The sequence below is a fragment of the Bacteroides coprosuis genome, from assembly GCF_020741705.1.
Taxonomy (GTDB): domain Bacteria; phylum Bacteroidota; class Bacteroidia; order Bacteroidales; family Bacteroidaceae; genus Bacteroides_E; species Bacteroides_E coprosuis.
Genome location: NZ_DYYK01000144.1, coordinates 1 through 13,383, shown reverse-complemented (window position 1 = coordinate 13,383; position 13,383 = coordinate 1). Strand labels below are relative to the sequence as shown.

General features: G+C 33.9%; 12 protein-coding genes and 1 pseudogene. 7 read left to right on the top strand and 6 right to left on the bottom strand.

Annotated elements, in window-relative coordinates; all coding sequences use genetic code 11:
• Positions 1-13: 13 nt before the first annotated feature.
• From ruvX to K8V80_RS08765, 3 genes are all read right to left on the bottom strand, one after another.
• Positions 14-433 carry a Holliday junction resolvase RuvX gene (gene ruvX, locus K8V80_RS08775; RefSeq protein ID WP_006744192.1) on the bottom strand — a complete coding sequence of 140 codons (420 nt, stop codon included), beginning with the start codon at positions 431-433 and terminating at the stop codon, positions 14-16.
• Positions 434-588: 155 nt separating this feature from the next.
• Positions 589-1,035, bottom strand: a complete 447-nt coding sequence (locus tag K8V80_RS08770) for a YhcH/YjgK/YiaL family protein (protein WP_006744191.1) — start codon at positions 1,033-1,035, stop codon at positions 589-591.
• A 130-nt stretch (positions 1,036-1,165) separates the two neighbouring features.
• Positions 1,166-2,806, bottom strand: coding sequence for a BNR-repeat neuraminidase N-terminal domain-containing protein (locus K8V80_RS08765; RefSeq protein WP_423773072.1), 1,641 nt, complete (start codon positions 2,804-2,806; stop codon positions 1,166-1,168).
• Between the two features lie 438 nt (positions 2,807-3,244).
• On the opposite strand from K8V80_RS08765, the gene mltG reads away from it, so the two are divergent.
• The 3 genes and pseudogenes from mltG (at position 3,245) to K8V80_RS08750 (ending at position 5,407) form a co-directional block, all read left to right on the top strand.
• Positions 3,245-4,282 carry an endolytic transglycosylase MltG gene (gene mltG, locus K8V80_RS08760; protein ID WP_423773073.1) on the top strand — a complete coding sequence of 346 codons (1,038 nt, stop codon included), beginning with the start codon at positions 3,245-3,247 and terminating at the stop codon, positions 4,280-4,282.
• 11 nt (positions 4,283-4,293) lie between these two features.
• A complete protein-coding gene (gene xpt, locus K8V80_RS08755) occupies positions 4,294-4,860 on the top strand; it encodes a xanthine phosphoribosyltransferase (protein WP_006744188.1) in 567 nt (188 codons plus the stop codon).
• Between the two features lie 11 nt (positions 4,861-4,871).
• Positions 4,872-5,407: pseudogene (locus K8V80_RS08750) on the top strand (PaaI family thioesterase).
• A 43-nt stretch (positions 5,408-5,450) separates the two neighbouring features.
• Here the strand turns inward: K8V80_RS08750 and K8V80_RS08745 are convergent.
• Positions 5,451-7,373, bottom strand: a complete 1,923-nt coding sequence (locus tag K8V80_RS08745; protein WP_276777100.1) for an NAD(+) synthase — start codon at positions 7,371-7,373, stop codon at positions 5,451-5,453.
• Between the two features lie 192 nt (positions 7,374-7,565).
• Between K8V80_RS08745 and K8V80_RS08740 the strand changes: the two genes are divergently transcribed.
• Both K8V80_RS08740 and K8V80_RS08735 read left to right on the top strand, forming a co-directional pair.
• Positions 7,566-7,988: a Fur family transcriptional regulator gene (locus K8V80_RS08740; protein WP_006744185.1), complete on the top strand. Its 423-nt coding sequence runs from the start codon at positions 7,566-7,568 to the stop codon at positions 7,986-7,988.
• A 20-nt stretch (positions 7,989-8,008) separates the two neighbouring features.
• On the top strand, positions 8,009-8,566 hold the full coding sequence (locus K8V80_RS08735; RefSeq protein ID WP_006744184.1) for an NADH peroxidase: 558 nt from the start codon (positions 8,009-8,011) through the stop codon (positions 8,564-8,566).
• A gap of 433 nt (positions 8,567-8,999) precedes the next feature.
• On the opposite strand, the gene K8V80_RS08730 is transcribed toward K8V80_RS08735, so the two are convergent.
• Both K8V80_RS08730 and K8V80_RS08725 read right to left on the bottom strand, forming a co-directional pair.
• On the bottom strand, positions 9,000-11,039 hold the full coding sequence (locus K8V80_RS08730; protein ID WP_276777095.1) for a protein-disulfide reductase DsbD family protein: 2,040 nt from the start codon (positions 11,037-11,039) through the stop codon (positions 9,000-9,002).
• A gap of 26 nt (positions 11,040-11,065) precedes the next feature.
• Complete coding sequence (locus tag K8V80_RS08725) at positions 11,066-11,365, bottom strand: Dabb family protein (RefSeq protein WP_006744182.1); 300 nt, start codon at positions 11,363-11,365, stop codon at positions 11,066-11,068.
• A 101-nt stretch (positions 11,366-11,466) separates the two neighbouring features.
• On the opposite strand from K8V80_RS08725, the gene udk reads away from it, so the two are divergent.
• Together udk and K8V80_RS08715 are read left to right on the top strand one after the other, a co-directional pair.
• The gene (gene udk, locus K8V80_RS08720; protein ID WP_040310115.1) at positions 11,467-12,087 is read left to right on the top strand and encodes a uridine kinase; all 621 of its coding nucleotides are present in this window, start codon (positions 11,467-11,469) and stop codon (positions 12,085-12,087) included.
• Positions 12,088-12,099: 12 nt separating this feature from the next.
• Positions 12,100-13,383: transglycosylase SLT domain-containing protein (locus K8V80_RS08715; RefSeq protein ID WP_276777091.1), on the top strand; the 1,284-nt coding region annotated here is incomplete at its 3' end.

The window sequence follows — 13,383 nt, the reverse complement described above, 5'->3', positions numbered from 1 at the left end:
TTTCTAATTACTTTTAAAATAAACGTTTATTTTCCAAATAAGTTTGAAGAATTATAGTAGCACTAACTTCATCTACTAAAGCTTTGTTTTGACGATCTTTCTTTTTTAAACCAGCTTCAATTATAGTACGTTGTGCAATAACGGAGGTAAATCTCTCGTCAACATACTCAAGAGGCATGTCGGGGAACTTCTTTTGGAAATTGCGCACAAACGGTTCAATATATTTCATGCTTTCAGATGGAGTATTATCCATCTGTTTAGGCAATCCTATTATAATTTTCTCCACACTTTCCTTTTGAGTATAATCTGTTAGAAAATCCATCAAATCGTGTGTACGAACTGTGGTTAAGCCATTCGCGATAATCTGCATAGGGTCTGTTACAGCGATACCTGTTCTTTTACGTCCGTAGTCTATTGCTAAAATTCTTCCCATAATTGGCTACAAAAGTACAACTTATATTAGGAATAAGTCATCGGAGTAAGAATAAACTTTTAACTTTTAGTAATTATCAACAATCTATAAAACAAAAAAATAGCCTAGAAGAAAATAGATTGCTTCTAGGCTATTAAGTATGTATATACTCTATCTTACAACTTTACTTTTACTATTGCTTTTCTTATTTTTCCACTGCTAATAATGGGGGCATGAGCATCTTCTGGATAAACAATTAAAAAATCACCAGGTCGCATTGTCACATATGTAGCAGGTTTGTCACTATAAAAAGCATAATCTTTATCGTCTTGATACGAGGTCTTTAGAGTCTGAAGTTCTGATGTAGGCAACCACCCCACTGTTTCCTCACCACTTAAAAGGACATGAATATCAATATACTTTTGATGAACTTCTAAAATTTGATCTTCCTTTCGAAGCCCATCTACTTCTGAGTTATTGATAAATAGATTATCTCCATCCAGCTCAATTCTTCCTAAATCAGTATTTAACAGATCTTGAGTCTTTATATAATTGAATGCAATTTTAAAAAGAGGATGTAAGCTCTCAATGCGAGCACTATTTTCTAAAGTTGATAAAATCATTACTTTGTTTTTAAATTTTCATCACCAAAGGTACTAATAAAAGCATATACCTTTTCTTTCATATCCTGCTTAAATTCAAATTAAGATAATGAAGCGTTCAAAACGCTATACCTATATTAATAACTCTTTCTTATTCTAAGAAATCAGACAATTTTATTGCTTGAAAAGTCATATGAGCCACACTGCTCTCATAGAAGATTCCCACAGTTTCCTTATCAATCATAGTTAAGCAAGAATACCCCCAGCTATGACCCTCGTCTACCAGAATCTGATTAGATTCTTTCCATGTGTAGCCTCCATCTAGGCTCATTTTTATAGTAATATGATCTCTACCTTCAGTCGTATTAGGATTCGAAAAGAACAATAGATCTTTGTTTAAGCAATTATCTTCGGCCTTTACAGCTATTAGACTTGCCATACAAACAGGTTCACGCAAAGCTGTACGAGAGGACTCATGCTCTTTCCATGTTTTACCTAAATCGGTAGTTGTATAAACAGCTCTACTTCCACCTCTATTATCTCTCATATTTAACATCAAAACACCTGGTTCTACTTCTACTACTTGAGCCTCAGTAGTATTTGTTCGAGCATGATTATGAATAGCCCAATGATTACCTCCATCTTTACTATACATAATACCTGCATTCGGAATACGAGTAGAGTCTATATATTGGATAGGAAAAACCAAAGTTCCATCTTCCATAGTTATTCCTCTACCTGGACCTTGTAATAAAAAGAACCAAGAAGGATCTTTTACTTGATGAGTTATATTAATCGGTTCAGACCACGTTTTACCATCATCGGTACTCTTAGACAAAACCAATTGAGCAGTTCTATTAATATCCATCCCCTGTTGAGAACTAAACCAAGCTCTTTGGTTGCCCATTCCATGAGTCCAAGCAGCAATAACCCAAGAGGTATTTGTTTTTGTATCCACAAGAATGGACGGATCTCCCACACCATTTTGAGCTTTAGGCAATCCCTCATATTCATTAAAGGCTAGGGGTAAACGCATTTTTTCCCAAGTTTGTCCTCCATCTTCACTTCTACTTAAGCCTACATCTACATGTTCTTGCAAATCTACACTATTATTATAGCGTACATCATAAACACCTAGCAGTGTACCTTTATTAGTAGTCACTAAACCAGGAATACGATATGCTGCAACTGAGTCATCTCCTGCTTTACGAACACCCACTCCTACACGATGTACTATCGCTGAATTTGATTTCATCTTAAAATCTACATTCTGCTTATCTAATGTTATAAAGTCTATTTTAGAAGAAAACTGAGTCAACACAGAAGCATTCTCTTTCATTTGTACACTAATCCAAAAGAAATTAACACCAGGGAAAAGCTTTTTATTCGCCTTAAGAAGTATTTTCCTTTTATCAACATGCTGCTTATCTACTAAAATAGAATATGATGGATTTGCCTTTAGTGTATTTCCTCTATCATGAGCAGAAACATATTCCACAGGTTGCATTCTATTTAATTTCACATCTTGCAGAGCTTCTGTACCCGAGTAATATAATTTTAACGATTCGATTTGAGAAAGATCTACATTCTCATCTAGGCAAACAGATATGGCATCGAGCTTTTTAGCAGAATCAGCTTCTACTCGAAGCATATACAAAACATTATCAACTCTTTCAATAAGAATAGGAATCTGAGTTTCGTGAACTTTTATAAGGTCTTTAGCCTGTACGCTAAAATCACATAGGATAGAGCCCCATAAAAAAAGGAAAAAGAACAATGCATTTTTCATCATATATAAATTAAAAGGATTACGACAGAGCCTTTATTAATAAGTATTTTATCAATAAAATTGCCCTTAAATCAATATTGGTTTTAATATAATACAACCCTATTTAAAATGTTACCAATACCTTTTTGTTAATTTTTCAAAACAAAATTGATTTGATTGTACCTAAGCTAGTTTAACTAAGAGGTATTAGTTATTGATAACTACTCAAGAAAAGCCTAAAACACCCTCATAAAAACGAGTTATATTCAATTCATTTAAAAGAGAGATTCAAACTTTACTACGCTTACTTAAAACTAGATTTTAAGCATTCTTAATAATCACAAGATTATTATAGAGATGTATGCACCTCTGTAAGTGTTTTTTAATTTCTCAAGCTTCAAGCTATTCAGATAGTTCTTAGTATATTTGCAACAATAATTTTTTGAAATAATCCTTATGGCAATTCTAAATAAAAGGAAAAAGGTATTTGCATCTCTTCTACTTATCCTACTAGTGCTTGGATGTACCCTATTTACCACGGTCTATTTCATGTTCTTAAAGCCAATCAACATCAAACTTGAATCAACTACTTTCTATATCAATAGAGATGATAATATGGATTCAGTATATATTCATCTGCAAGAAAGCTTACAAAAGCCCATTCCTTATGGCTTTAAACTACTCAGTACATACAAAAAGTATCCTAAACAAATACACACGGGAAAATATACTATAACCAATCAGGATACAAGTTATTCTCTCTTTTTAAAGCTATTTCGAGGAAACCAAACTCCGACTAAACTTGTTATCAACAACGTAAGAACGCTTGACCAATTAGCGCAAAAAGTAGGAGATCAGCTTATGATAGAATCATTTGAGATACAACACTATTTCGATGATATTCAGTTTCTAGATAGTCTTGGCTATACTAAAGAAACACTTCCTGCACTTTTTATCCCCAATACATACGAAGTATATTGGAATATAGAAGTTGAAGATTTCTTCAAAAGAATGGGAAAGGAACATTTGCGTTTTTGGAATGAGGAACGTACAAAACTAGCTCAAGAAATAGGGTTATCTGCGATTGAAGTAGCGACACTAGCCTCTATTGTGGAAGAAGAAACCAATGCGAATGACGAGAAACCAATGGTTGCTGGTCTTTACATGAACAGATTAAAAAGAGGTATGCCTTTGCAAGCCGACCCAACTATAAAGTTTGCCTTACAAGATTTTGCTATAAAGCGTATTACAAATAAAGACTTGGAGGTAGATTCACCCTATAATACATATATTCATACGGGATTGCCCCCTGGACCAATCCGATTTGCCTCTATACAAGGACTTGAAAGTGTATTGAATTACAGCAAACACAACTATTTATATATGTGTGCAAAAGAAGACTTCTCAGGAAAACATAATTTTGCAACAAACTTAAATGATCATATGGTTAATGCACGTAAATATTGGAGAGCATTAAACCAACGAAAAATTTATAAATAAGGAGATAACTAATGGACTTACTTAAGAAGAGAATTTTACAAGACGGTAAATGTTTTGAAGGTGGTATTTTAAAAGTGGATAGTTTTATTAATCACCAAATGGATCCAGTTCTAATGAAATCTATTGGCGTAGAATTCGTACGAAAATTTGCAGCTACAAATGTTAATAAAATAATGACTATAGAAGCGAGTGGTATTGCTCCAGCAATTATGACTGGTTATCTAATGGACTTACCTGTAGTATTTGCAAAAAAGAAATCTCCAAAAACCATTGAAAATATTCTTACTACTAAAGTTCACTCTTTCACTAAAGATAGGGAGTATGACATCATTATAAGTAAGGACTATCTTACTCCTAATGACAATGTTCTCTTTGTTGACGATTTCCTAGCGTATGGTAATGCTGCCTTAGGTATTATAGACTTGATTGAAAAATCTGGAGCAAATTTAGTTGGAATGGGTTTTATCATTGAAAAATCGTTTCAAGAAGGACGTAAGAAACTAGAAGAAAGAGGTGTAAGAGTAGAATCATTGGCTATTATTGATGATTTATCACATTGTCAAATTAAAGTAAGATAAAAAATAAGCGTATGAAAAAACTAACAAATCCATGGGAAGGATTAAAAGAATACAACTGTTTTGGGTGTGCACCCAATAATCCAACAGGAGTAAAAATGGAATTCTTTGAAGATGGCGATGATATTGTGAGCTTGTGGAAACCTAGAGCAGAGTATCAAGGTTGGTTAAATACGCTGCATGGTGGAATTCAAGCGACTATAGACAATTCAAAGGCACACTAATAATAGAGTTAAATACGCTGCATGGTGGAATTCAAGCTGTTTTATTAGATGAAATTTGTGCTTGGGTAGTTATCAGAAAAAAACAGACGACAGGTGTTACCTTTAAAATGGAAACTAAGTACTTAAAGCCAATCAGCACTTTAGTAGATCATATAACTATAAAAGCTAGATTAAAGCAAGAAAAACGCCATGTACTATTCATAGAAGCAGAAATTTACAATGAGATCGGAGAAGTGTGTACACAAGCTCTTTGTACCTACTTCACAGTACCGCAAGAGAAAGCTAGAGAAGAATATTACTTCACAGAATGTGAGACAGAAGAATAAAACAAAAAAGGCAGGGAATCCTGCCTTTTTTAGTAATCTATTTTTAATGTTTGTCAAATCCACCACATCTATCGCTAGTATAATCCCCTTTTTCAATACTTTCTATTGCACGAATCCAAGCAGAGGAAGCACCATCACTAGGCATATTCCAAGCACCTCTTGGACTTAATGATAAGCCAGTTACATTTGGACCATCAGGCATACAAGAGCGCTTAAATTGCTGAGAGAAAAATCTTCTAAAGAATGTCTTCATCCAATGTTTAAGTTCATCAAAACTATACTTATCACCAAAAGCAATTTCAGCTCTCAAAAATAGAGTTAAAGGTGAATATTGATATTTTAAGGTATAGTATAAGAAGAAGTCATGCAACTCATAAGGCCCTACTAAATCTTCTGTCTTTTGTTTAATTTCATCATCTTCTGATGCAGGTTTCAATTCTGGACTAATAGGAGTATCTAAAATATCTAAGAGAGTTTTACTTAACTCTTCATTTGTTTCTTTCTCTGCAGCCCATCTGACTAAGTCTTGCACCAATGTTTTAGGAACAGAGGCATTCACTGCATACATAGACATGTGATCGCCATTATAAGTAGCCCATCCTAAAGCTAATTCAGAAAGGTCACCTGTACCAATAACTAAAGCATTTTCTTTGTTGGCAATGTCCATCAATATTTGAGTACGTTCACGTGCTTGACTATTTTCATAAGTAACATCTTGCACATTAATATCATGATTTATATCCTTAAAATGCTGAATACAAGCTTCTTTTATACTTATTTCTCTTGATGTAATACCCATCTTTGTCATCAGGATTTGAGCATTTTTATAGGTTCGACCTGATGTCCCAAATCCGGGCATAGTAATGCCTAATATATTTTCATGAGGTAACCCCATCTTATCCATTGCTCTCAGACAAACAAGTAGAGCTAAAGTAGAATCTAATCCTCCTGAAATCCCTAGAATAACTTTCTTACAATTGATATGAATTAATCTTTTAACTAAACCCAATACTTGAATATTAAAAGCTTCATTATAGTAAATATCTCTATTTTCATCAAGCGCTAAAAAAGGAAAGCGATCTATGTGCCTTACTATTTTATTACTATCGTAAACAGCACTCATCATAGGGAAAAAGACGTTTTCACCCTCATCTTCATCCAGCACATTCAGCTGGCTACTAAATACTGATGTTTTTGCTAAATCAATATCATTATAAATATAAGATGACTTTAAGTGGAATAAGTCACTCTCAGCAAGTACAGAGCCACACTCTACCACAAAAGCATTTCCTGCAAACACATCGTCTGTGCTTGATTCCCCAAACCCCGGTGCTGCATAGATATAGGCTTGATTATTTAAAGCAGACTTCACTGTCAAGAGTCCTTTCAACTGTTTATTTCTACCCACAATTTCGGGTTTATTAGACAAGAAGCACACCACATCTGTATTGGTAGAGTTTAAGTTTGCCAATTGATTTTCAAATTTAACAGCAAAAGAAAAATCAAAACCAGAGAAATTTAATTGATTGGTAAGAGGTATCAGATCATCATTAAAACTAATCTCTAAATCAAGACAGCCTTTTACTGAACTAAAGAAACGATTTTCAGACTGACCCACCTTTGGAACAAAAGCTCTTACAGCTCCTTTATGAACTACAGCTGCAACATTTAGTATCGAGTTGCCATATTTTAACGGCATACCTATTATACTGATAGATTCTGCCTCATAAGTTTCATCTAGTACATATAAAAGAGCATCTTGCGCACTATTACAAAGGATATCGCTACCATACAAATCCCCACAACTAGCTGAAGTAAGTGCCAACTCTGGAAAAACAATCAAGGAAACGTCTTTCTCACTAGCACCGTTGATAATATTAATAATCTCTTTAGCATTATACATACAATCTGCAACTTTGACCTCTGGTACTGCTGCAGCAACACGGATAAATCCTTTATTTGGCATTCTTTTGTTCTTTATATAAATCAATCGTGAATATTACATTTTTATAGAGTCATCTACAAATTTAATCAAATATTAATTTCGATATTTTATTATGTCATTTTTTATCTGATATATTTGCTTAATAGGTATTCTATTTTTACATTTGCAATGCATTTAAAATTGTAATGATTACAATTTTATAACAATTCAATTATGGAAGCATTAGAAAGGTTAGAAAAACATGAGATTAAGCCCTCAATGCAACGCATATCAATCATGAAGTACTTAATAGAGAATCGTACTCATCCTAGCGTTGATGAAATTTTCACAGCTTTATCCCCTGCCATGCCTACACTTTCAAAGACAACAGTATATAATACACTTAAACTCTTTGAAGAACATAATGCTGTAAAAATGTTGACAATAGATGAAAAGAACTCATGCTTTGACATTGATACTTCTCCTCATGCACATTTTTTCTGTAAGGAATGTAAAAAGATAGAAGACTTGAGTGATGTACTTCCTAATTTAAAAGATAATTCATTTATCAATGGAAATATGATTACAGAAACACACTTCTATTATAAGGGTATTTGCAAATCATGTTTAAAGTCACACCATGTGACTAAGAAATAGAAACTAATTAAATAATAAAAATGAAAAAATTTAGATGTATTGTTTGTGGTTACATCCACGAAGGTGAAACAGCTCCAGAAAAATGTCCATTATGTAAAGCACCTGCTAGCAAATTTGAAGAAGTAGTAGAACAAGAAGGCGCATTAACTTTTGCTGACGAACACGTTATCGGTGTAGCAAAAGGTTGTGATGAAGAAATGATCAAAGACCTAAACAGCCACTTCATGGGTGAATGTACTGAAGTAGGTATGTACATCGCTATGAGCCGTCAAGCTGACCGTGAAGGATACCCTGAAATTGCAGAAGCTTACAAACGTATTGCTTGGGAAGAAGCTGAACACGCTTCTAAGTTTGCAGAACTACTAGGTGACGTTGTTTGGGATACAAAAACAAATCTTAAAAAACGTATGGATGCAGAACAAGGTGCTTGTGCAGACAAAAAAAGAATTGCTACACGTGCAAAACAATTAAATCTAGATGCTATCCACGATACAGTACACGAAATGTGTAAAGATGAAGCTCGTCATGGTAAAGCATTCGAAGGTCTTTACAACCGTTTTTTTGGTAACGAAAAATAAATTAAAACAATAGCTCACTCTAATATTTTAACCTAATACCTTTTTTATAAAGCTTAGCGTTTTAATTAACTATATATCTCACCTTTTTAGTGAGAATGAAATAGAAGTATCTCAACATACTTTTTATAGATAGTTACACCAAATGACACAGGGAGAACTCCTCATATTGAAGAAGCTCTCCCTGTGTTTTTTATTTCTCATCACCTTATGAAGTCCTATTTCTAGGAAAATAAAATTTATTCTGACACCGACATGATGATGACATGTCGGTGTCAAAGTATATACTTGTCGGTGTTATGATAGCAACATAACTTCGCCAAAATCTACAGAGGTAATTCTATTTAAGCCAAAACAAAAAAAGAGACTGCACCTTAAGATACAGCCTCTTCCTAACTTCTATATTTATCAACCTGCTAGCAGATCTTAAATAGTATTACTTGTTTTTCTTATAGTTTTTCAATCCTACTTGCAAGAAATTAACGTAAGCATCAACATCTTCATTATATGCATAAGAGCTATTCAATGGGTTGCCATCGTTATCAATCAACACATAGAAAGGCTGAGAGTTTGAGCCAAACTTAACCCTCTGTAAGTAACTCCACTTATCTCCTACCGTTCTTAATTTTCTAGTCTTACCGTTTTCAACAACTTCTATTGGTTCTGATAGATTCGTTTTATTATCAACATATAAGGTTATCAAAACATATTCATCTTGTATTAAATGATTTACTGTAGGATCAGTCCATACAGCCAACTCCATTTTACGACAGTTTACACAACCATATCCCGTAAAGTCGAGCATAACAGGTTTACCTTGTTGACGAGCATACTCCATTCCTTGATTATAATCATCAAATTTAGCCTCAACACCACCATCATACAGATTAAAATCTTGAGTATGCATTGGAGGGGCAAAAGCACTAATAGCCTTCAATGGAGCGCCCCATAAACCAGGTATCATATAAACAGCAAAAGCTAAAGGTACTAATGCCATAAAGAATCGTGATACACCTACTTTGTTGTTGTCATCATCATGAGCAAACTTTAATTTACCCAATAGATACATTCCAAATAAAGCAAATATCACAATCCAAAGAGCGATAAATACCTCTCTATCTAAAATTCTCCAGCCATACGCCAAGTCTGCTACGGATAGGAATTTCAAAGCTAAAGCTAACTCCGCAAAACCTAATGAAACTTTCACCACATTCATCCACCCTCCCGACTTTGGTAAAGTATTTAACCAAGAAGGGAATAAAGCAAACAAAGTAAAAGGTAAGGCTAATGCCAAAGCAAAGGCAAACATACCTACAGCTGGTCCAACTACACTACCCGTAGTACTTACTTCAACAAGTAACAGACCAATTATAGGACCAGTACAAGAGAAAGAAACTAGTGCTAATGTAAAAGCCATTAAGAAAATACTTAATAAGCCTGTTGTTTGATCGGCTTTACTATCTACAGCTGTACTCCACTTGGATGGTAAACGAAGTTCAAAAGCACCAAAGAAGGATGCTGCAAAAACAACCAACATCAAGAAAAATAAAATATTAAACACAGCATTAGTAGATAACGCATTTAATGCACTTGGACCAAAAATCAAAGTAATAGCGAGACCTAATGTGAGATAAATAACAATAATAGATATCCCATAAATAACAGCATCTCTAATTCCCTTCTTCTTATCTTTATTTCTCTTTAAAAAGAAACTAACAGTCATTGGAATAATAGGCCATACACAAGGAGTTAGTAAAGCAATTAGACCTCCAAGAAATCCATAAATAAAAATATAAAAGAGAGTTCTATCCTTGGCACTATCGTGATCGCTAAATGCATTTAATTCTTTGATTACAGGTTTCCATAAATCAATACTACCTGAATTGCCTTGAATAGCAGATGGTACAGCTTGACTTACACCCTCTGCATCTTGCGAGTTATCAACACTAGACTCTTGTATTGGAGATGCTGGAGTAGAGTTGTCTACAGCTGAATTAGAAGGTTGTGCTGCAGTTGCTTTCTCTAAATTTCCATATTTAACATCAACCTGGGAAGGTGGTAAACAAGATTGATCATCACAAGCTCCATATTCCAAATATCCTTCAATATAATATTCTGGATTTGTAATTTTTACTTTTTGAATGAATTTTACCGATTTCTCATAATAGCGCAATACAGCTTGAAAAGCATTATCAAATTGCTCTATTTCTTTACCTTCGGCTTTTAATTGGCCCAATAATTCTATACCGGCATTTTTCTCTAAATGAAAAGCAGCTTCAGTAGGACCAGTACTACCTAAGTCAGTAGAGTAAACATGCCATCCAGCATCAATAGTAGCTATAAAAACTAGCTCTCCTTCTGTATTGGAGATTTTATTAAAACTAGTTTCAAAATGAACTGGATCTTTCATTTGTGCACTAACCCACGTAAAGCTGGTTAGCGTAAACAACAGGATTAAGGTTAAAAACTTTTTCATTATTATAGATATTTGATTAATAAATATTAAATCTCATAGTCTACACATGCTCTGCTCTCTTTTAAATTTGCTAATAGTTTAGCAGCAGCAACATGCTCAGGATGTACAGCATAGGCTTTTACATCTTCCAAAGAATCAAATTCACTATATAGGGCTATATCCCATGTCTCATCGCCATTTATATTAAGACCTACCTCCACCTTTCTAATAAAAGAAATCTTTGCAGGAAGAGCCTCAATGGCTTTTTTGAATTGATTCATTACTTCTTTTTTTTCATTAAGAGGAGCATCCTCTTTCAATTTAAACAAAACAATGTGTTTTACCATAACGTTGATATATTAATTAAATGTGATTATATTTGTTTCCCGAAAACTGCTCTAATAAACACAAATGTACTTTATTTGTTTCTAAATACAAGACTTATCAAATGTTAATAATAGGAATAGCAGGCGGCACGGGTTCAGGTAAAACAACTGTCGTCAGAAAAATAATCGAGAGTTTACCTGCGGGTGAAGTTGTTCTATTACCCCTAGATTCATACTATAAAGATAGTAGTCATGTACCTGTTTCTGAAAGACAGAACATAAACTTTGATCATCCTGATGCATTCGAGTGGTCTCTTTTAGCAAAACATGTTGGTATACTCAAAGAAGGTAAAGCCATAGAGCAGCCTACTTACTCTTATCTTACTTGTACTCGCCAAGCAGAAACGATTCATATTGAGCCCCGTAATGTAGTAATTATTGAAGGAATTCTTGCCTTAAGTAATAAAAAATTAAGGGACATGATGGATTTAAGAGTTTTTGTTGATGCAGACCCTGACGAAAGATTAATTCGTGTTATCCAAAGAGATGTAATTGAAAGAGGTAGAACAGCTGAGGCAGTAATGGAAAGATATACTAAAGTATTAAAACCAATGCACTTACAATTTATAGAACCTTGTAAACGCTATGCCGACTTAATCGTTCCTGAAGGAGGAAGTAATCAAATAGCTGTAGATATTCTTACTATGTTTATTACCAAACACCTTACATGGCCTGAAGAGTAAAAATCAAACTATATGCGCTTAACCTATACCTTATCTTTTATTATACTATCCTTATTTTTTTTATCCTCATGCAAACCCTCAACCAAACCTAGCGAGGGGAATGATATAGAGATATTGGACCTTCCAGATATTATTGAAAAAGGAGAGCTCAAAATTTTAACGATGTATAGCTCTGTCGATTATTTTAAATATCGAGGACAAAATATGGGATTACAATATGAGTTAAGTAAGCAATTTGCAAATTCCCTTGGAGTAAACCTAAAGGTACTTGTTGCAAATAGTGAATCGGAATTAACTGAAAAGCTTTTAAAGGGAGAGGCTGATTTAATTGCCTACAACCTACCTATTACTAAAAGCCTAAAAGACAGTCTTGAATACTGTGGGGTAGAGGTTCAGACACACCAAGTATTAATTCAACAAAACATAAAAGGGAAAGAACCTATCAAAGACGTTACAGAACTTATAGGTAAAGAAATTTATGTACAGCCAGGTAAATATTATGATAGATTGCTAAACCTAAATGAAGAGCTAGGTGGTGGTTTAATTATTCATAAGATAGATACAGATTCAATCACGTTGGAAGATCTCATAACTCAAGTTGCAGAAGGCAAGATAGAATACACTGTTGCAGATAACTCCATAGCACAATTAAACAAGACCTATTATCCCAACTTAAATATAAAGTTATCTATAAGTTTTGATCAAAAATCATCTTGGGCAATAAATAAGAACACTCCTAAGCTCAAAGAGGCTATAGACAATTGGTATCAAAACAACAATCAATCACCACAATACAAAGCGAGTCTCAAAAGATATTTTGAAATCAGTAAAAACAGTTACATTCACTCACCTATACAGTCAATAGAAAAAGGCATTATTTCTCCCTACGATCAATATTTTAAAGTTCATGCTCAAAGTATAGATTGGGATTGGAGATTACTAGCTTCTTTAGCTTATACTGAATCTAACTTTAATAAATCTGTTGTATCATGGGCAGGAGCAGTAGGACTCATGCAATTAATGCCACGAACAGCGAGAGCGATGGGCATACCGGCAGGGAAAGAAATGGACGTCAATGAAAATATAAAAGGAGCTGTAAAATATATTGGACTCACAGAACAGTCGTTCATACAAATTAAAGACAAAAGCGAGCGAATAAAGTTTGTTCTAGCTTCGTACAATGCAGGTATGGGACACGTATTCGACGCTATGGCCCTTGCTGAAAAGTATGAGAAAAATAAATATGTATGGTTTGATAATGTAGAAAACTATATATTATTGAAAAGTAATAGAGAA